Origin of the sequence: Leeuwenhoekiella sp. A2, assembly GCF_047946655.1 — a bacterium.
Classification (GTDB): domain Bacteria; phylum Bacteroidota; class Bacteroidia; order Flavobacteriales; family Flavobacteriaceae; genus Leeuwenhoekiella.
Genome location: NZ_CP172311.1, coordinates 1,874,899 through 1,894,524 on the forward strand (window position 1 = coordinate 1,874,899; position 19,626 = coordinate 1,894,524).

A 19,626-nucleotide genomic window follows, 5' to 3' on the forward strand; every position below is an offset into this window, starting at 1 on the left:
TTTATTTTTCTATCATGGTCATTTGTGCCCGGTACAGATCATCTGTTGACTGTAATAACTTCTTTTTCAAGATCGGACTAAAATCGGGATGTGAATTTAGAAAGTTTTGTAGAATATCATACGCTTCTTTGCCTGAATAATTGCCTATCGTACTATTTAACCAAGCCTTAGGAAAGAAAATATCTCCCGTACGCTGAATTTCTTCTACAAGATCAAGCGAAAGCTGTAAATGTTTGATTGCGGTTTTTTGCCTTAGCGGATGATTGATAAGATTAGCGGCAGATAAAACCCACGATTCTTTCTCTCTGTTTTTCTCATCTTTAAAAGAATCAAAAAATTCATCTCTTACATTTTCATCATTAGACAAAGCCGGAAGTAAAAATTGAAACCGTTTCTTTTTATCAGGATTTGAGATAGAATCTTCAGTTTGCTTTAAGATCTGGTCGGTTTTGGGATGTTGATAAACTGCAAGGTTCATTGCCATTGCTGTAAAATCGTCCTCATTGAGCCTTAAATCAGCTATTTTAGTGTCTTTTTTCCAGATTTCATAGAGTCTTTCTTTTCCTTCTTCAGAGTAAGCAATTGAGCTGAATAAGTTAAAAATCGTCTTTTTTACATTCGGTTTCAGGCTGCTTTGCAATTGATTGTACAACAAATCTTCAAGCCCTTTTTGTTGTTCGCTGCGCTCATTTTCGCTTAGGAATTGCCAGAACATACTTCGGGTTTCCCCGGAAATCAGGTTGATTAAAAATTCGTTCTTTTCACTTTGTAAACCTTCTTCAAGCATCTTAAAATCGGCTAGCGGAGCAATTCCAGCATTCAAAGTTTTCTCATAACTATTGATATAGCTGTATGCCCTAGCCACATCATCTTCAATTTCTGGAATTTGCATCAGCGTATTTTCTTCAAGCGGAAAAACGCCGTAGCCCATACCATCGTAGTTGTAAATGATGCTTTTTGGTTTTGGTAAACCTTTAGCGGCATCAAGTTTTGTTTTTTCGCTGTTGCTATTTACAGTCAGAACTTGGGTAGAATCTGCATAAATTACACCGATTTTAAAGGTCTGCGGCCAGATTTTGTCGGAACCATCTTCGGCTTGTTGTACAATTTCAAAAGAGGAAATGGTGTTATTTTCATATTCAATTTGATCAGAAAAAACGGGTCTTCCGCTTTGGTTCACCCAAACATCGCTCCATTTTTTCATATCAATGGGCGTTTTTGCATCTAGAATTTCTACCAGGTCATTCCACACCGCATTGTCATGCGCATAGGTTTTTATGTATTCTTGTGTGCCTTCGCGAAATTTATCTTTGCCTACCGCAAGTTCGAGCTGCCGCATCATAATGGGCGCTTTGTTGTAAATAATATTGCCATAAAGCGAACCCGCATCTTTTAAATTTTCCAGATCCTGACGTATGGGATTTGTACCGCGTGTACGGTCTTCTCTGTAAGCGCTGGGATAGTGATTGAGTACAAAAAGCAAGTCATGGTTAATATTAGGAAACGCCGGATTTGCAATTTTGTCTGCCATAAAATTGGCAAAAACCTCTTTCATCCACACATCATTAAACCACTGCATGGTTACCAGATCGCCAAACCACATGTGCGAAGTCTCATGCGCGATAAGTTTGCCGCGGCCCAGTTTTTGACTCTCGGTGGCGGTGTGATCCAGAAAAAGTGAAGATTCACGGTATTGAATCGCACCCACATGTTCCATCCCGCCATACTGAAAAATAGGAATCGCAGCAAAATCCAGTTTCTGAAAAGGGAAAGGATGACCTGTATATTCTTCCAGAAAATCAATCGACTGCTGGTGTAGGTCAAAAATAGTATCTACGCTGTATTTTATCTTTTCAGGATCTGTCTCCCGATACAACATGTGCATGGGGATATCTTCATTTTTACTGGTGGCTTCCTGAAAATCCCCGGCGACAAAAGAGAACAAATAGGTGCTCATTTTGTCGCTTTTTTTGAATTGATGTTCTGTGAAATTACCGTTTTCAACCACTTTTTCTTCCGGCGCACCGGCGATAACTTTCCATTGTTTAGGCGCAGTGATATTCAGAATATAATTTGCTTTTATGTTAGGCTGATCAAAACAAGGGAAAAGAGTGCTGGCACGATCGGGAACCAGTAACGTATAGAGAAAATCAGGATTTCGGTTAAGCGATAATTCGCCAGCAAGAAAGTCGATTTTTATATCATTTTGACCGATTTTTAAGTACTCCGGAGCGATAATCAAATGTTCTTCCCGGTGATCAATTGTAACTTTTTCACCGTTTACTTTTAGATTAAGCAGATGATCTGAATTTTCATTGAAATCAAGATAAAGCGGCTGATCGAGATCGCTGATAGTTAAACTTAAATCAAGATGCGCGGGAATAGAATCTACCTGCTTTAGCGGAATTTTAAAATCAAGTCGATAAATGACACTATCTACCTGATTTTTGCGGTAAATAGCGAGGTTTTCTGAAATTCCTTTTTCTAAAAGATTGGGTTGTTCCTTATGCTCTGTGCAGGAAATTATAAAAACTGAAACTAAAAGAGATAGCGTAAAAAAGTTTTTCATGCGGAATGGGTTAGGGGAGAAGTAAGAAGTCAAAACATAAATTATTTTATTCGAATTTCCGTAAAATATCTGAGTCTGCGTCACCCTGAACTTGATTCAGGGTCTCACAAGATACTCGCTAATCAGCAGATTAAGAGGCGATGCTGAAACAGCACTTCGACAAGCTCAGTGTGACAGTTCAGCATGAAGAACGAGATTAGATTCAATTTGAATTTTCACTTTTATAAATAACGCCATCTTTCATCACAAAATCAACGTTGAACAAATCTTTGATTTCGGTTTCGGGATTTCCTTTTACCGCGATAATGTCTGCCAGAAAACCTGCTTTTAGTTGGCCCAGATCATTAAGCCTAAAAACTTCGGCATTACCGCTGGTCACGCTTTTTAAGACATCGAGATTTGGCATTCCGTATTGAGACATGAGAACAAGTTCGCGTGCATTTTCGCCATGAGCGAAAACACCCACATCACCACCGGCAACCACTTTCACCCCGCTTTTGAGCACTTTTTTAAAGAATTCGCGTGATTTTAAAATGGGCTCAGGTTCGGGTTGTGTTTTGTCATTCCAGCCTTTGTAGGTTGTTATGGCATAAGTCGCAGCCAGCGTGGGGCAAAGGGCAACATTGTGTTCTTTCATTAATTGCAGCACTTCGTCTGTAGCATCTGTGCCGTGCTCTATCGTGCGCACGCCGGCCAGCGTCGCACGGCGCATACCTTCTGCGGTAGAAGAATGAGCAGCCACATCGCGACCACTGCTTTTTGCGGTCTCTACGATCATTGTAAGTTCGTCAACAGAAAAGGTTGGCATGGCAGTTTTGTTAGGTCCCCAGCGGTAATCTGCATATACTTTTACCACATCTGCGCCGTGGCCTATCTGCTCCCGGGTAACGCGTATCACATCATCACCGTCTGCGGGTTGTGCGCCTAAAATAACATCCATATCGGGATTGTAGCCTTTAGGACCGTAACTTCCCGAAGCCACGATCGCACGCCCGGCAATCAACATACGCGGACCCGGATTTATACCCAGCTCAATACTTTGTTTTATAGCGGCATCTGCATAAGCAGCACCCTCTGTGCCCAGATCACGAATGGTGGTAAAACCGGCCATAAGATTCTTTTCGGCCATTTTTGCGCCTCGTATCGCGCGCAGGCTGCGGGATTCTTTAAGCACCTGATCATTCCAGTCGGTTTGATCGTAAGGATAGAGCAAAACATGCGAATGTCCTTCTATCATTCCCGGCATAAGCGTGCTGTCGCCAAAGTTGATAATAGAATCTGCTTTGCTTTGCAGGTTTTTTGTGGGGCCGACTTCAGTTATCATATTGTCTTTTACGAGCACCGCATAATTGTTATGCATTGCTGTACCATCAAAAAGGCGATCTGCCGAAAGCATGATATTTTGACCAAAGATTGTACAGGAGAAAAGGAGAAGGAGGAAGGTGTAAATTAATCTCATCGGTTTCGTATTAGAACCTATTTTTTTCATCATAAAAATGGTCAAAATGGTATTTAAGAAATTCTGGATTGATTTTGTGCTTGGAATTTACCGTAAGTTCTCCAGCTATACCAACTAATTCAAAATTTTCTAAAATAGAAAAACCACCAAAGTCGAACATAACATGGTGATTTGGACACAAGCAAAGTAAGTTACTTAAGGAGTCGGGTCCATTGTGGGGAACGCCTAAAGGTTTTATATGGGCAGCTTCTGAGTATGGACCTGAGCTAGTTTCTAATGTGATGTTGCAAATTTGACAAGAATTTTGATAAAGATTTTTTATCTCCTTACTCAGTTTGGTATCTCTTACAATCCTTTGAATATTTGTTTCAATCCTTTTTGTTGATTTATATTCTTCAGGATCTTCTTGTAGAATTTGACTTTGTAGTTTTATTTCTGGCGATATTTTTCTTAACCGAAATCTCCAAATATTAAAACCATTCGTTCCTATTTCTTTCCAATATTCTTCAACTTGAAAAAGACCATCATACCTGTAGCCTTCATCTGGGGCAAATATTGATGAAGTATGTCTTCCTCTAATTACTCTAACCGGTAATCCGGATAGACAATTAAGAGCTAAGGCTTTATTTCCCCTGACCAACACTTGGTCAGCAACTTGTTTCCCACTGCTAATATCTCTGCCACCATGACCTGTGTAAATTATTACGTCGCCATAATCCTCATCATCTACATAGCCTCCTGATACAACTATAGAGTCAGCACCTTCGTTTTGACTACCACTAATACCGGCTTGTAATGGTCTGTGAACTTTGCTAAAAGAAAGGTCTAATCTGGTCGTAAAGACTGACCCCTCTGGAAATCCATCAATTTCACCAAAAACACGTTCTGCCATTTACTTAGAAGCTAATTGCTTGTAATAAGTCAGAAAATTACATTATATAGTTTCAGGGAACAAGAAGAGAAAGGTAAACAAAGAAACTAATTATGCAAACCAAACGGCAAACACAACACCAGCTATAATAACAACACCTAAAATAATCATTTCTTTAATAAGCTTGCTTTCTCTTTTTACTTTGAAAGTGAGTTTTACTTTTTCCAGCTCTTTTTCAGAAGCTTTTGGAATATCGTATTCGGTTTTAAAACTTTTTGCAGATGAGTTTTTACCATCATCAAATCTTGAGCGATTTTTTTCCTAACGTTCTTTTCGTCTCGCTAAGGTTGCTTTAAAATGTCCTAAACTACCGTCCATATTTTAAGCGTATTTGCTCAAAATATAGGTGTGTGAGGCTTAGGGTTTGTTACATAAAATTTGTGTAAAATCAAAGAACCCCAATCGAGCGCAGGCAAGATTCACTCAATATGAAGATTCTCGATTGCGCTCGAATTGACCCTTGCGGTATTGTTTAAGTTCGCATTCTATTTCTCTAAAGAAAATCTACTCCTTCAGTAAATCCTGAACTGCATTTACCAGATAAATATAACTGGAACCTACGCTGATCACATATTCATTTTCGCCCCATAAAAACGGCCAATCTTCCTTGTTTTCCGGGAAATCTGGTGCTAAAATCAGGACGCCTGGAACAATGCCGCCTGCGATATAAGAGAAATCTGCGCGGTTATTACCATAACCAACTTTCTTAGATTTTGTACCCACGGCAGAAACAAAAGAAATATCAGAATCTGGGTGTGTACCGTAGATATAATTTAAACCTTTAAAAACATATTCCTTATCAATAAGCTGAGGGAAAGCTTTATGCAGCACGTAATTTGTCATTGCAAAACCAATCACCTGCCCATTACCAGCCCAGCCACCTCGACCTATAGGTACACCAAATGGATTTTCTTTATAATGAGCATCAAGCTCTTTCTGGTAGATTTTTGTGCGGGCTTCTAATTTCTGCTTAAAATCTGTAGGCATGTATGGCATAGCTTCTACGGCCTGCCCGGCATGAGCAGCAAAATTCTTATCTATAACAGGCCACATTTCGCTTAAGCGGGTAGCATATTTTTTATCTTTTGTAGTTCGTAATAATTCTACCGCTGCTTTTAGTTCTTCATCTTCCAGAGAACCGCCGGTAGTATTACCATGGTGAAAAAGATCTGGCTCTTTTGCATGTTCATCTGCCCAGACTTTAACCGCTGTATCCAGGCACTCTTTTGCCAGCTCATCATTGTAGCCTTTTAAAACCCGGCTGGCGGCAGCAAGTGCAGCGATAGAACCATAATTGAGCGGCGTTGATTTACTGGTAAACGCCCAGCGATCATCAAATTTGCCGCTGCGGAAACCATCGGCTTCCAGTTCGCCCATATCTTTATTGTAAATCAGGTTATCTGTCATTGTGAGTCCGTCGCCTAAATGTGTGTATTGCGAAATATCAGGAACGATAATCCCGGGAATCGCATGACCCACGGCGCGATGTTGTGCAATTAATGCCAGTGTGCCGTGCTCGATCTGCTGTAACAAGTCTGGCTTGCCATCAGGACTGTGAATGTCTACATATTTAGAAGGATAATCTACTGTGGTCTCATCGCGCTGCGGGTTAAAATCTTCATAGGCGTGCACAAGATTTGTGACGACGTAATACTGTGTTTGTGTCCTAATATCAAAATCACCTGCATCGTACCAGCCGCCTACATTGAGACCGGGAATATTTTCGCCCGGTTGGTAAGGAGTATCAGTTGTAGGGCCTTGTGCGTACAGATCAAAATGCTCATGATCTACAGGCGCCTGCAAAGCATCATCCATATGCGAAGTGCCGTGCCATACACGATACGCTTCATTTACAAACATGTGGTCCATCTGTACCGGGAAGTAGACATCATTTGTAGGATACCAGGCTTTCTCATATACATCTTTCGCTATGCGAAAAGGAGCGGTGGTGACATCGCCGTAGCTCAGCTCATAAATCCCTTCTTCTTTTACACTTGAAAAGTCAAATTCTAAGTAATTATAACGTGTGTATTGTCCCCATTTTTTAGGCTGTAGCGCTAGTTTTTCGACTTTTTCACCCGATTTTGAAAGCATATAAAGAGTTGCCTTTTCCTGCGAAGTATCATTTTTATCAAGTTCTATAACCGCTACTTTTTGCTGCGCGGGGTGATAACCCACTTGCGAGTGTGCGATTACCGGTTTTCGTATCCAGTTTGGGATGGCGTTAGGTTTCAGTTCCCATTCTAATACTTTTCCGGTTTTACCTTCTGGCAGTAAACTGCGGAGAACAAACCACCCGTTTTGCGCCACATCGCGACCGTCATGTAAAAGTATTTCTGCATCTGCTGAAGTTACGGTTATCATATTTTTAGGATCACCGGGAGCAGCTACCAGTTTATGCCCTATGGCGAAAGGTTTTGGAGCTAAAAATCCGGTTTCATCTTTTACCATATCGCTGCTAGGATAAAGCGGAAATGTTCCTGCTGTATCATCCATATAGTAAGATTTGTCCCAATACGATGACGGAATGAACTCCAGGTTGAAGCCTGCCTTACCAGCTAAAGCTGCTGGGAGCGGTTTATCAAAATGCACACTTAAAACAACAGCATCGCCTTTCGCCTCAGCGCGAATCATATATTCAAAATTATAATCGGGATATTTCTCGTAAGTGTCTATGCGGTTATTAGCTTTATCTACTTTTCTGTCTACAAAAGTGGGAATTGGGTCCCATTGTGCCGGGGTGGCATTAAGGCGCACATCACCATTAGTAACGGTGCGCACACCATGATGAATTACCTCGATACCGCTAATTTTAGAATCGCTAAAAAGACCGTTGTACCAATTGCTAAAAGCCATAACATTAACGCCGGGAGTTTCAAAATACTCACCCGCGTTAAGTGTAAGATCTGTCTGCTGTGCGTGCAAAAGCTGCCCAAAAATGGCAAAAATCAAGTAAAATAAGGCCGATTTTAGTTTTCGCACAAGAAAAGAAGGGAAGACAAGTGGAGTAAAGGTTCTAATCATAACGGTACATGGGTTTAGTTGGCAGCATAAAAAAACAGGTGAAATACCGGCATCTCACGATGCAATATCAAACCTGTTTTCATACGATGATGGTTTAACTGGCTATTTATATCGTGCAGGATATTAATAGCATAACACTACTGCTAAACTTACAAAAAATCTTAATATAACGTTTGCGTAAGCTGTAAATTATTTTGTGAATTTCATTTGAGAAAATCTTTTAGATTTTTATCAATCTGTTATCTTCACTCTTTCGCGAAATCTTTCGGATATTATTTTTGTGATTGTGAACAGCAGTTTTAACCAGGTGTTGAACCTGATTTTATAACTATAAGAGCTATTTTAGGAAGCAATAAGTTAATCAGAATTGGCTGGTCGTAGGGACTACAGATAAATATCTATAAGACCTTCCGGCGTATTGAGGAGAATGAGTTTTTTGTCATGATTTACTTCTTCTATAAACTCATCATTGATGGGAATTAGCACTTCTTTATCTTTATTCTCTATAACGAAAAGCGCCTGTGCCGTATTATCATTTACGCTTTTAATAGTGCCTACCGTACCATAATTCACATCTTTTACAGTGTAACCCGTGATCTGATGGTAGTAAAATTGATTGCCGCTTAGTTTAGGCAACATGTCAAGCGGAAGGTAAAGCTCTGCCCCAATAAGGTCATCGGCGTCTTCTTCTGTATCTACATCTTCAAAGTTAATACGCAGTAGAGTTGATTTGTGCAGTTGGCAGGATTCAATAAAAAATGGAACCAGATTGTCATTAAAATTGACAAACACTGATTCCATTTCTTCGTACTCTTCGGGTTCGTCAGTTTCCAGCTTAGCCAGTAACTCGCCCTTAAAGCTAAATTTTCTCACGATTTTGCCCAGATAGAAACAATCTTCTTTGCGCATCGTGATTTAAATTAAGCTTCGTCTTTTTTCTCTTCTTCTGCAGCAGGAGCTTCTTCAGTTTCAGCAGCTGGTTCTTCAACAGATGCGTCTTCAGCAGGAGCTTCTTCAGGTTGTGCAGCAGCTATACGAGCGTCGTTTACTGCCTTTTCAGCAGCAAGAGCTTCAGCTTTTGCTTTTTCCTGAGCTTTAGAAAGATTTTCTTTTTTAGAATCTACTTTTCCAGATTTTTCTTCTAACCAAGCATTGAATTTTTCTTCCATTTGCTCTTCAGTAAGGGCACCTTTACGCACACCACCAGCAAGGTGATTTTTAAGTAATGCACCTTTGTAAGAAAGTAATCTTTTAGCTGTTTCTGTAGGTTGAGCACCTTTTTGTAACCAATCTACAGCTGCATCTACATCTAGATCGATAATAGCAGGATTAGAATTAGGATTGTAAGTACCTAGTTTTTCTAGAAATTTACCATCTCTTTTAGAACGGGTATCAGCCGCTACTACCCAGTAAAAAGGCTTACCTTTTTTACCGTGTCTTTGTAATCTTATCTTTACAGGCATAAAAATTAATTTTTGGGGTTCCCGACCCCGGTTATAATTTATTTGAGGGCGCAAAGATAATATAAATTTCTGGGTGTTAAGTAGTTTTTATCAGGGTAAACTGTATTTTAGCATTTTAACACTCCCTTATGAAAAAAATCCTCCTCCTGTTATTTGTGTTAATGAGTGTTGCGTGCTCTGATGATGTCGAGATCAATTCCCCGGCAATGCAGGGAGTGCGTGACTCTGTTCTTTATAGGGCAAAGGTAAGCCACGCAGAATTGAAAGATCAAAACAGGGTGCAATTAATGGGAAATAAAGACAATGAGGTGCTTATTTTAAATGTAAGTAATTATTCAGAAGGAACATTTTTAGTAGGTGATGATGAGAACAGCAGTGCAGAATATTATAATGCAGATGGTAAATGGTTTAGTACGCTAGAAGGTGGTGAGGGCGAGATTGTGGTGAGTCGTATTGCAGACAGTACTTTTACAGGTAGTTTTAGATTTAGGGCAAATTCATATACAGATTCTACAGAAGTTGTTTTTACAAAAGGAGTTTTTTATCAGGTTCCTATAACAAATGCGATAACATATGAGCCGGCAGATCCTGTGGTTTCCACTCAGTTTAACTGTAAAATAAACACCGTAGAGTTTAAAACTCAGGCAGTAGGGGCAACAGTCGTAAATAATGATATCTCTGGTTACGGAAGCACATCTAGTATTGTTATCAAACTCATTTTTCCAGAAGATATTGAGAAAGGTATTTATGCACTAGCCGATGCGAACACCCAGGAGCTCTATCGTGCATCTTATATGTCAAATGGTTCTCCCTCTTTTATTCAGACCGGTCAATTAGAGATAACTTCGCATAATGTAGATGAAGGTTCTGTAGGTGGCACATTTTCATTTTCGGCAATGAATAAAGGTAATGTAGAAGTGACCGAAGGTGTTTTTGGGTTTAATTATAAGAACTAGATGCGATTTTTAGTTTCACACTTAGTCTACTCTGCAAGAAATATGAAGTGGTTTAATATACTTCATGCTACTTGCTATACGCAGTTTTAGTTACTGCTTATTTCTTAGTTCGTTTATTTCGATTTTCAGGATAGGAAGTTCCCTTACTATTATTGTCCAAACGACTTCATCTGATATATTATCGTATTCGTGAGCTATTCTGTTTCTTGTCCCAATTATTTTTTATGCATTCCTAATCTGAATATTAGAATCTTTATGTTTTGAAATGCGGTTAATCGCCTCTCTAATAATTTCAATATTGCGCTCGACCGCTTTTTTGGTTTTTAAATCTTTTTGATACTCCAGAAAATCTTTTTACAGGGAGAAATTCAAAAATTTCGTTTATTGAACGCTCTATATCTTCCAGCCAGGCATTGATCTTATTGTCCATAAATCAATACTTTGGTTTCATTAAGTTCTTTTCTAAAAAATTGATTTTTTATTGCTCTTTCTTCTATAAGATCAATCTGGCGTTTGAGAAGCTTTTCTAATTTTTCTTTTAACTGAAAATATAAATCTGTGTATTTAAAAGGATCATTTTCGTTAAAATCAACTACAAAATCAATGTCAGAGTAATTATTGAAGTCTTCTCTGGTTACAGAACCAAATGCAGAAAACGAGCGAACGTTGTATTGCTCACAAAGTTTTTTAATTAGAGTGATATTTTTGTCGCTTATTTTCATATCTCAAAAATAACCTTTTTTCAGTATGAGAACTTATCCCTGTGATTTTGGCATTAGCAACATTTATACCCTTGGGTTATTCCAACCAATTTTTCAAGCTTTCGCGAAAGCAACTATTGAGAAACTTCTTCACTAAACTGAACTTTCCCGCCATTTACGACAACATCAAAGATAAAACCGGCGATAGCATCTGTGTATCTAAAACCCAGACCGGCCCAATCGTGTGTACCTTCTGGATCTGACAAGAAATAATAAGAGGCATTAAGATCTTTAAGCTTTTTTATAATTGTGCTGGAGCCATCAAGAAAAAGATATCCTGAATCAGTTGGATCACAATAATGATGTGCTGCGGTGGCATAAGGGACTAATTTGTCTTTCTCACCGTGAACTAAAAAAGCGGGCACAGCATTTTGTGGTGTGATATAGCGAGCATCCATAACAGCTCCAGAAAATGAAACTACGGCTGCTATAGACATCATGGGCAGATCTTTAAAACCGGGATAGTTTGCCAGATAAGCTGTGTTTAAAACACCTTCTGCTCCTGCGCTGCTTCCTACTAAAACTATTTTATCATGAGCAAAATTAAAATCACCTGCTATTTTCAAGTAATCTATCGCCTTTAAAATATCTGAAGTTGTTTCTTTAAAAGTAGAGATTTTTTCATCTGCAGGGCAATTACAGCCAAAACCTGTTGCTGTTCCTTTTCGCGTAAGCGAGTAACTAATTGATGCTACCGCGTAACCTTTTGTTGCCATTGTCTTACAGAATTCAGACTCGAGGGGATTATCGCGTTTTCCTCCTGTAAATCCGCCGCCATGAACTAAAATCAGCAAAGGGCGATCTTTGTTTTCAACGGCTTCTTTAGCCGTATAAAAATCAAGTTTTAGGGTGTCAGAATAGGTATGAACAGATTTTGTGATCTCATCATAGACCTGACCTTTGTATAATTCCTGAGAAAAAACTGATAAGGAAATAAAGAAGAACAGTAAGGTAAGCTGGCGTTTTATCATGTTTAAATTTAAGGATTTAAATGGAAATCTGTTTTTAATTCTGCGTTAGAATTACCTCCTGCAAACAACTCAAAATCGCCTGGTTCTGCCACAAAATCCAGCGAACTATCATAAAATTTGAGATCATCTGGACTTAAAGTTAATGTCACTGTTTTACTTTCTCCCTTCTTTATAAACACTTTTTTAAAGCCTTTAAGCTGGCGCAATGGTGGCGTTATACTTCTTACGACATCGTGTAGATACAATTGAACCACTTCCTCACCATCATAATCACCGGTGTTTTTTACTGTGACGTTGACGGTGACGCTTTCGCCCTGAGCGATTTCCTTTTTGTCGATTTTAAGATCAGAATATTCAAAAGTAGTGTAGCTTAACCCAAAACCAAAAGGTAAAAGTGGTGAGTTAGGCACGTCGAGATAGTTAGATTTAAACTTCTCAAACGCCGGAGTAGGTGCAGGCCGGCCCGTGTTCTTGACACTGTGATATATGGGGATCTGCCCCACATTTCTAGGCCACGTCGCAGTCAGCTTTCCCGAAGGATTATATTCACCAAATAAAACATCTGCTACGGCATTACCTGCTTCTACACCCGGGTGCCATACCTGTAAAATGCTTACCGGCAGGCTAAATTCTTCTTCTATAACCAGAGGTCTGCCGCTCATTAGAACGAGTACAACAGGTTTTCCTGTCTTTACTAATTCGCGTATTAATACTTTCTGGCTTTCTGGTATTGTAATATCTGTTCTGCTTGCTGCTTCGCCGCTCATTTCTGTAGCTTCGCCCACAACTGCAACTATAATATCTGCGTTAGATGCAGTTTTTAGCGCTTCTTTAAGCATTTCTTCTGGCGAGCGTTTGTCAATATCTGCACGCATACCAAAAACGTTGATTTTTTTCGCAAGAGCGGAATCATTAGTAATGTTTGCTCCTTTAGAATAGATGATCTCGGCATTAGGAGCCACATTTTTTAAACCTTCAAGAATAGGGACAGACAATTGAGGGTCGCCGGTAGGAGCCCACGTGCCTAACATATTATTTTTGTTATCTGCTAAGGGGCCTATAAGTGCAATTTTTGCTGTTTTACTTAACGGAAGCGTGTTGTTGTCATTTTTTAATAAAACGAAAGAATGTGCTGCTGCTTTTCTGGCAACCGCTCTGTGTTCTGGTGTTAAGATATCCTGCTCTGGTCTCTTGGCGTCTATATATTTATAAGGATCATCAAAAAGGCCCAGTTTGTATTTGGCTTCAAGAATGCGGCGGCAGGCCTCTGTTATAGCTTCTTCAGTCACCTTACCTTCTTCTACAGATTTTTTAAGTGTAGTAAGAAAACCTTCGCCTACCATATCCATATCTAGTCCGGCATTTAGCGCTAAAGCGGAAACTGCTTGCAGGTCACCCAGACCGTGAGCTGTCATTTCATTTACAGAAGTATAATCTGAAACTACAAAACCATCAAAACCCCATCTTTTTCGCAATAAATCGGTTAATAACCACTTATTTCCGGAAGCAGGAACGCCGTCTACATCGTTAAACGAACTCATAACACTTGCAACGCCTGCATCTATCGCGGCTTTGTATGGCGGCAGATACTCATTAAACATGCGCACCCGGCTCATATCTGTGGTGTTGTAATCACGGCCTGCTTCTACAGCACCGTAAAGGGCAAAATGTTTTACACAGGCGATCATCGTTGTATCTGTTGTAAAATCTGCTCCCTGATAACCAGTAACCATCGCTTTTGCAATTGCAGAACCTAGGAAAGGATCTTCCCCCGCACCTTCTGCGATTCTGCCCCAGCGTGGGTCGCGGGCAATATCTACCATGGGCGAGAAGTTCCAGTTTATACCGTCTGCTGTTGCTTCTACCGCGGCGATCTGCGCTGTTCTCTTGATCAAATCCATATCCCAGCTGCTGGAAAGCCCTAACGGAATAGGAAAAATAGTTTTGTAACCATGAATAATATCAGAACCAAAGAAGAGTGGTATTTTTAGTCTGGTTTCATTAACGGCAAAATCTTGTGCGACTTTAATTTTATCGGGGCCTGCCACACCAAACATCCCGCCCACTTCTCCGGCTTTAATTTTTGCCTCCACATTGTCGCTTACAACTGCTCCGGTAGCTACACCTCCACCCGGAGTTACAAGATTAAGTTGGCCAATTTTTTCATCCAGAGTCATTTTCGCTAAAAGCTCTTCAACCCGCGGGATGCGATGTTGCTGTTGAGCGAAAGCGGTTAAACTTAAAGACAGAAATGTTATGAGGAAATATTTATTCATTTGATGTGATGGTTTTTGAATGTGAAAAAAGCCAGGAAAGAAAATCAGGTTCAGCGAAAGCTGAATCCCAGCTGTTATGATTTGCGGTGTCGTATAAATTGAAACGAGGATGCGCTCCCGCTTTAAGCAAAGCATTTACGATATTGACAGAATATTGCGGATTTACAACATCATCCTGCGCGCCGTGAAAAACCCACAGCGGCGTATTATTAGCATAGGCTTTTACCGTTTCAGGCTCTGCTGCACCGCAAATTGCAAAGGCGGCTGCAAAAGTATCGGGATTGCGGTAAAGCATCTCGTAAGTTCCCATTCCGCCCATTGATAATCCGCCCACATACAGCCGGTTTTTGGCTATAAAAGGCTGATTTTTGATAGAATCAAGCAGTTTTTCAACTAAATGGAGGGCTTTTGTGGGTTCTGAGTCTGTTTTAAAAGTGATCGTTAGAGGTTTTGTAGAGCGATCTACATCAACATTTGCCCAGTAATCGTCTTTTGGGCATTGTGGAAAAATTACAACCGCCGGAAACTTTTTTCGCTTAAGCGAATCTAAAAACTGCGAGCTTCCGTGCGTTAGTTGACTTTCATTATCAGAACCTCTTTCGCCTGCGCCGTGTAAAAACAAAAGCAACGGGTAACTTTCAGTTTCTGAAAAATTTTCAGGATAAAGAATGCGGTAATTTAAAGTATCGCTTTGCGAAATGAATGTTTCCTTAATAAAATCACTTTTGTCCTGAGCGTTGATAACCCAGGCAAAAAGAATACAGAAAGCAAGTAAAATTCTATTTCTCATCTCTTTAATAGTTAGGGTGTTTCATAAGTGAAACCCAGTTTGTCGAGTCCGTTTTGTACGTTTTCATTCTGCATAAATAAATTCCAAATCAAACCAGATCGATAATTCTCGATCATTATAATTTCAGGTCCTTGATCTATCGCTAAATATGCTTCTGCCACCCAGTTATACTGCGGACTGTATGCATCGTAAAAGCCGGCGGGACCTAATAAAATATCTTTGTTTTCGTAAAAAGTATGCAGCGCTTTTAAAGATTCTTCGGGAGTGTATGGCAACGAACTAATAGCTGCCGTGGGCGAAATTACTCCGCGGTCATTGCCCGGGCGGTGTGCAGAATAGCCTAAACTGCCATCATCGTTGCGGCTGTAGCTTGCGGTTAAACCCCAGAGGTTCTCGCCATAACCTGTAAAACCAAGCGGATTTTCTACGCAGTAGGTGTAATTGATCATGCTGTGGTTCACGTTCACCTGCCAGTAATCTGCATATTGATCGCTGAGGTTATGTGGATTTAAACCGAGGTAGGAGTAATGCGCCCAGAATAATGGCCCGCCATATTGTTCGGCTCCCTGATGTTTTACCAAAAGCGGAAATCCATAAGCTGAATTTGAAGAAACAATGTTGCCATTATCTGCCCAGCCGGCATCAAAAACGGCTTTTTCTATGCCAAAATCGGCCGAAGAAGCAGCAATAATGTAGGTCAACAAAGTTTCATTGTAACCTTTTAACTGAAGGTTCATGTCGAAATTATAATCTGGACTCCAGTGCCAATACAGCGTATTTTGATTCTGCGTATACCAGTTCCATTCTATTTCAGAAACCAACTTATCTGAAAGATTTGCCAGCGCAATTTCGCTGTCAGAACCGGTTTTTAGATATGAGGAAACACAAATAAGTCCCTGAGCAAGAAAAGCGGTTTCTACCAGATCACCACCATTATCTTGTGCGCTAAAGGGAAAAACATTTCCGGTTCTGCCATCAATCCAATGTGGCCATGCACCATGAAAACGGTCTGCACTTTCTAAGAATGAGATCATTTTTTGAAGTCTTGCGACTCCTTCAGCACGTGAAATAAAATGTCTTTCTATTCCTACGATAATTGCCATGAGTCCGAAACCTGTACCACCAGTTGTGACAACATTTGCATCTGTAGAAGGATTGCCGGGCAAATAGCGCTCTCGTGCACAGCCGGAATCTTCCTGTGCATAATCCCAGAAATATTTAAAGGTTTCCTCTTGCGTCAGATTAAGCAACTCTTCGTCAGAAATAGTTTCTTCTTCTTCTGGTGCTTCCGGCTGTGGATTTTCAGTTGGTGTTTCCACAACCACAGGGTCAGGTTCTGAAGAATCTTTAGAACAAGAAACCAGTATAAATATCAGAAATAATATGTTCAGTTTTATGTTGCTCATTCTTGAGGTTATCGTCACCCTGATTTTAGTTCAGGGTCACATTCTAGTTGTTTTAATCCCTCCAGAGGGTTTAATTCCCTGAGGCTTGCCTCGACTAGGAAAATAATGCTGGTTCATACCTCGTAGGCTTGCCCCTAGGTTCTTGATTATAAGATGAGATGCTGAAACAAGTTCAGCATGACTACAATCTTCAAACTCTACTTAATTGTCCAAATAAGGGCTTGTAAAACCTAGCTTTTTGAGACCTGATTGAACATCTTTATTTTCCATGAACAGATCCCACAGCATTCCGCTTCTGTAATTTTCTATCATTACAGGAATTGGTCCCTGATCTATCGCCAGATATCTGGGTAAAACCCATTTTTTTTCGAGACTAAAAGCATCGTAAGGACCATATTTTCCTATCAATGTGTCTTGTTTTGTATACAGATATTTAAGAAACTGCATGCTTTCTTTAGGCGTATAAGGCATTGAAGAAAGGGCGGCCGTTGGCGAAATCACACCCAGATCGTTACCAGGTCTGTGACCTGCATAACCATCTACAGAATAGCTAGAGGTTAAGCCCCAGAGGTTTTCACCATAACCTTCATGATTTTCAGGGTTGTCAACCGCATATTTATACTGGATCAGCGCATGGTTTTGATTCAGTTTCCAGTAATCTGCATATTGATCTTTTAGTCCTTTTGGATTTAATCCTAAGTAGGAATAATGCGCCCAGAAAAGTGGACCTACCGGAGCATCATCATGTTCAAAATGATCGAGAACTGTTTGCAAGCCATAATAAGTAGTGTCTTTTGCTATAGCGCCATTTCTTGCCCAGCCTTTTTCATAAACCTCTTTGGTTATTGGGTGAGTAGGAGAAGCTGCTGCTAAAACATACATAACGAGACACTCGTTATAACCACCTACGGGGAAGTTCATTTCCCAGGCGTAATTAGGAGACCAGTGCCAATATAAAACGTCTTTGCCGTGTGTATACCAGTCCCATTCTACTTCTTCCCACATTTTCTGTATGCGTGCAGCGAGTTCTTTTTCCTGCTCGTTTCCATCTTTAAAATATTCTTTAACTGTAAGCAGACCTTGCATAAGAAAAGCGGTTTCTACAAGATCGCCGCCATCATCTTTTTGACCAAAAGGCTGCACTTTACCAGTATCACCATGCATCCAGTGGGGCCATGCACCATGAAAACGGTCTGCTTTTTCAAGAAAGGAAATTGCTTTTTGATAGCGCTGAAAAGCTTGCTCACGGGTAATAAAACCTCGTTTTACACCGGCTAAAATAGCCATAAGCCCAAAACCTGAGCCGCCTGTTGTTACAACATTTTCATCGTTAGATGGGTAAATGTTATCCAGATGAATACGCTCTGCGGCAAGACCTGAATTTTTATTAGCCCCGTCCCAGAAATAATTAAAGGTCTGTCGCTCTACGCTATCGAGCAGAGCTTCGTCAGAAACAGTAGCCGATTTTACATCGGCTATTGCTGTTTCCTGGTCTTGAGGGGTGTTTTTTTTATGATCCTGACAGCTTATGATTAATAAGGCCAGTACAATTGCTGTTATACGCATAGTTTTATTTTGCTCAGTGAATGATTACCAACCCGGATTTTGAGTCATTTCAGGAGTTTGAATTAACTGATCATTAGGTATTGGGAAAAGTTTGTTCTTCTCACCAAATGGTAAACCTAAAGCCGTCATTACAGATTCTGCTTGTCCTGTTCTAATAAGATCAAACCAGCGGTCATGTTCAAAGGCAAGTTCGAGACGACGTTCATTCCAGATCATTTGGCGTAGTGCTCCCTGATCTGTAGTTGTAATGTCTGACAGATTAACACGCTCTCTTACAAGATTTAATGGACCAAGAGCCGCTGCTGATTGTCCTAACTCATTAAGCGCTTCGGCCTCAATTAATAAAATTTCAGCATATCTTAAAATACGTATGTTCTTATCGCTTTCTCCTGCGCCTGGATTAGCACTTGAGTAAGCTTTCTCGTTGTATCGCGGATTCTCAACAGAGCTACTAACTTCTCTGCCGTCAAAAAGAGTTTCTCCCGCAAAAATGATCGTTGCGTCTCTTCTTACAGTGTCACCAGCTTCATTAAAAGCATTTAGCAGATCTTCAGAAGGAGTGTTAAAACCCCAACCCCAGCCACTAGGGCCGCGAGCTCCCTGAGTTTGAGAATACTGTTGAATACCATGTGCTATTATTTCGCCTCGAGCTTGAAGTTCAAAAAGCGATTCCGGTCCATTCTCTGTAGAAGCTCTCCATACGGTCGCATAATCAGGTTCTAAAGCGTAATCACCAGAATTAATTACAGTATTAGCCATATCTGCCGCCTGCTGCCATTTTTTCTCGTACAGATACACTTTAGCTAAAAGCCCTTGCGCCGCACCACGAGTTGCTCTGCCTATATCTGCAACAGCGTAATCGCCTTTTGCTGGTAAAGAAGCAGCTGCATCTATAAGATCCTGCTCAATGTAAGCATACACTTCTGAAACAGGAGCTCTGTCTACCAGATTGACTTCCTGAATAGGAACATCGCCAAACCCGCGTACCAGCCAGAAATAATTTAACGCTCTAAGAAATTTAGCTTCGCCAATGAGACGTTGTCTTAGTGACTCATTAATAGGCTCGTAGTCTTCTGTATATTCTATTGCAAGAGTGGCGCGCCCTATTGTTTTGTACCACTGTGTCCACATATCTCTAAAAGAAGGAGATGTAGATGTGTAAGTCAGGCCATCAAGCAAGTGTTTATCTGTACCTGTATCTGTAGGCGAGCTCCCCTTATCTGCATTGTCTGAAATAATTTCTGTGATTCCCAGATAAGCAAAAGCGTAAGAGAAATCTGTGTGACGCCCATAAACCCCGGTAATAAACTGCGTAGGAGTAAAAACTTCACCGCTCTCTTCTGCAGTAGGAGCCACAACTTCAACCTCTTCTACAAAGTCATCACATCCGGCTAGCAGAAATGTTGCCAGAAGTACATATATCAAAGTATTAATTCTAATTTTCATAGTATTTC

Annotated in this window: 14 protein-coding genes and 1 pseudogene; 1 reads left to right on the plus strand and 14 read right to left on the minus strand. The window is 40.3% G+C overall.

Going from position 1 to position 19,626, the window contains the following annotated elements:
* Position 1 precedes the first annotated feature (1 nt).
* The 6 genes from ACH3PA_RS08435 to ACH3PA_RS08460 all read right to left on the minus strand — a co-directional run bounded on the left by ACH3PA_RS08435 (position 2) and on the right by ACH3PA_RS08460 (position 9,446).
* Positions 2 to 2,569 carry a M1 family aminopeptidase gene (locus ACH3PA_RS08435; protein WP_416445229.1) on the minus strand — a complete coding sequence of 856 codons (2,568 nt, stop codon included), beginning with the start codon at positions 2,567 to 2,569 and terminating at the stop codon, positions 2 to 4.
* A 202-nt stretch (positions 2,570 to 2,771) separates the two neighbouring features.
* Positions 2,772 to 4,028 (minus strand): amidohydrolase family protein, encoded by a 1,257-nt coding sequence (locus ACH3PA_RS08440; RefSeq protein ID WP_416445227.1) that lies wholly within the window; start codon positions 4,026 to 4,028, stop codon positions 2,772 to 2,774.
* Positions 4,029 to 4,038: 10 nt separating this feature from the next.
* Entirely contained in the window at positions 4,039 to 4,920 is an 882-nt protein-coding gene (locus ACH3PA_RS08445; protein ID WP_416445225.1) for a YDG/SRA domain-containing protein, read from the minus strand.
* 543 nt (positions 4,921 to 5,463) lie between these two features.
* On the minus strand, positions 5,464 to 7,983 hold the full coding sequence (locus tag ACH3PA_RS08450) for a glycoside hydrolase family 9 protein (RefSeq protein ID WP_416448503.1): 2,520 nt from the start codon (positions 7,981 to 7,983) through the stop codon (positions 5,464 to 5,466).
* A gap of 384 nt (positions 7,984 to 8,367) precedes the next feature.
* Positions 8,368 to 8,892, minus strand: coding sequence for a ribosome maturation factor RimM (rimM, locus tag ACH3PA_RS08455; RefSeq protein WP_416445221.1), 525 nt, complete (start codon positions 8,890 to 8,892; stop codon positions 8,368 to 8,370).
* 11 nt (positions 8,893 to 8,903) lie between these two features.
* Positions 8,904 to 9,446 (minus strand): 30S ribosomal protein S16, encoded by a 543-nt coding sequence (locus ACH3PA_RS08460; RefSeq protein WP_416445219.1) that lies wholly within the window; start codon positions 9,444 to 9,446, stop codon positions 8,904 to 8,906.
* Between the two features lie 128 nt (positions 9,447 to 9,574).
* On the opposite strand from ACH3PA_RS08460, the gene ACH3PA_RS08465 reads away from it, so the two are divergent.
* Positions 9,575 to 10,402, plus strand: a complete 828-nt coding sequence (locus ACH3PA_RS08465; RefSeq protein ID WP_416448504.1) for a DUF6252 family protein — start codon at positions 9,575 to 9,577, stop codon at positions 10,400 to 10,402.
* Positions 10,403 to 10,492: 90 nt separating this feature from the next.
* Here ACH3PA_RS08465 and ACH3PA_RS08470 read toward each other — a convergent pair.
* The 8 genes and pseudogenes from ACH3PA_RS08470 to ACH3PA_RS08505 all read right to left on the minus strand — a co-directional run bounded on the left by ACH3PA_RS08470 (position 10,493) and on the right by ACH3PA_RS08505 (position 19,618).
* Positions 10,493 to 10,747 (minus strand): annotated as a pseudogene (locus ACH3PA_RS08470) (DUF86 domain-containing protein).
* A 74-nt stretch (positions 10,748 to 10,821) separates the two neighbouring features.
* Positions 10,822 to 11,124: a nucleotidyltransferase family protein gene (locus tag ACH3PA_RS08475; protein WP_416448505.1), complete on the minus strand. Its 303-nt coding sequence runs from the start codon at positions 11,122 to 11,124 to the stop codon at positions 10,822 to 10,824.
* A gap of 113 nt (positions 11,125 to 11,237) precedes the next feature.
* Entirely contained in the window at positions 11,238 to 12,134 is an 897-nt protein-coding gene (locus ACH3PA_RS08480) for an alpha/beta hydrolase (protein WP_416448506.1), read from the minus strand.
* 8 nt (positions 12,135 to 12,142) lie between these two features.
* A complete protein-coding gene (gene bglX / locus ACH3PA_RS08485) occupies positions 12,143 to 14,410 on the minus strand; it encodes a beta-glucosidase BglX (protein WP_416448507.1) in 2,268 nt (755 codons plus the stop codon).
* The gene (locus ACH3PA_RS08490) at positions 14,403 to 15,200 is read right to left on the minus strand and encodes an alpha/beta hydrolase-fold protein (protein WP_416448508.1); all 798 of its coding nucleotides are present in this window, start codon (positions 15,198 to 15,200) and stop codon (positions 14,403 to 14,405) included. The genes bglX and ACH3PA_RS08490 overlap by 8 nt, the downstream gene beginning before the upstream one ends.
* 11 nt (positions 15,201 to 15,211) lie before the next feature.
* Positions 15,212 to 16,606, minus strand: a complete 1,395-nt coding sequence (locus tag ACH3PA_RS08495; protein ID WP_416448509.1) for a glucoamylase family protein — start codon at positions 16,604 to 16,606, stop codon at positions 15,212 to 15,214.
* Positions 16,607 to 16,807: 201 nt separating this feature from the next.
* Complete coding sequence (locus tag ACH3PA_RS08500; protein ID WP_416448510.1) at positions 16,808 to 18,172, minus strand: glucoamylase family protein; 1,365 nt, start codon at positions 18,170 to 18,172, stop codon at positions 16,808 to 16,810.
* A gap of 24 nt (positions 18,173 to 18,196) precedes the next feature.
* Positions 18,197 to 19,618 carry a RagB/SusD family nutrient uptake outer membrane protein gene (locus ACH3PA_RS08505; protein WP_416448511.1) on the minus strand — a complete coding sequence of 474 codons (1,422 nt, stop codon included), beginning with the start codon at positions 19,616 to 19,618 and terminating at the stop codon, positions 18,197 to 18,199.
* Positions 19,619 to 19,626 lie beyond the last annotated feature (8 nt).

Bases quoted from the DNA above. Each gene is read 5' to 3' on its own strand.
- ACH3PA_RS08435 (WP_416445229.1), bottom strand. From the start codon at position 2,569: ATGAAAAACTTTTTTACGCTATCTCTTTTAGTTTCAGTTTTTATAATT.
- bglX (WP_416448507.1), bottom strand. From the start codon at position 14,410: ATGAATAAATATTTCCTCATAACATTTCTGTCTTTAAGTTTAACCGCT.
- ACH3PA_RS08445 (WP_416445225.1), bottom strand. From the start codon at position 4,920: ATGGCAGAACGTGTTTTTGGTGAAATTGATGGATTTCCAGAGGGGTCA.
- rimM (WP_416445221.1), bottom strand. From the start codon at position 8,892: ATGCGCAAAGAAGATTGTTTCTATCTGGGCAAAATCGTGAGAAAATTT.
- ACH3PA_RS08480 (WP_416448506.1), bottom strand. From the start codon at position 12,134: ATGATAAAACGCCAGCTTACCTTACTGTTCTTCTTTATTTCCTTATCA.
- ACH3PA_RS08450 (WP_416448503.1), bottom strand. From the start codon at position 7,983: ATGATTAGAACCTTTACTCCACTTGTCTTCCCTTCTTTTCTTGTGCGA.
- ACH3PA_RS08465 (WP_416448504.1), top strand. From the start codon at position 9,575: ATGAAAAAAATCCTCCTCCTGTTATTTGTGTTAATGAGTGTTGCGTGC.
- ACH3PA_RS08500 (WP_416448510.1), bottom strand. From the start codon at position 18,172: ATGCGTATAACAGCAATTGTACTGGCCTTATTAATCATAAGCTGTCAG.
- ACH3PA_RS08495 (WP_416448509.1), bottom strand. From the start codon at position 16,606: ATGAGCAACATAAAACTGAACATATTATTTCTGATATTTATACTGGTT.
- ACH3PA_RS08505 (WP_416448511.1), bottom strand. From the start codon at position 19,618: ATGAAAATTAGAATTAATACTTTGATATATGTACTTCTGGCAACATTT.
- ACH3PA_RS08440 (WP_416445227.1), bottom strand. From the start codon at position 4,028: ATGAGATTAATTTACACCTTCCTCCTTCTCCTTTTCTCCTGTACAATC.
- ACH3PA_RS08490 (WP_416448508.1), bottom strand. From the start codon at position 15,200: ATGAGAAATAGAATTTTACTTGCTTTCTGTATTCTTTTTGCCTGGGTT.
- ACH3PA_RS08475 (WP_416448505.1), bottom strand. From the start codon at position 11,124: ATGAAAATAAGCGACAAAAATATCACTCTAATTAAAAAACTTTGTGAG.
- ACH3PA_RS08460 (WP_416445219.1), bottom strand. From the start codon at position 9,446: ATGCCTGTAAAGATAAGATTACAAAGACACGGTAAAAAAGGTAAGCCT.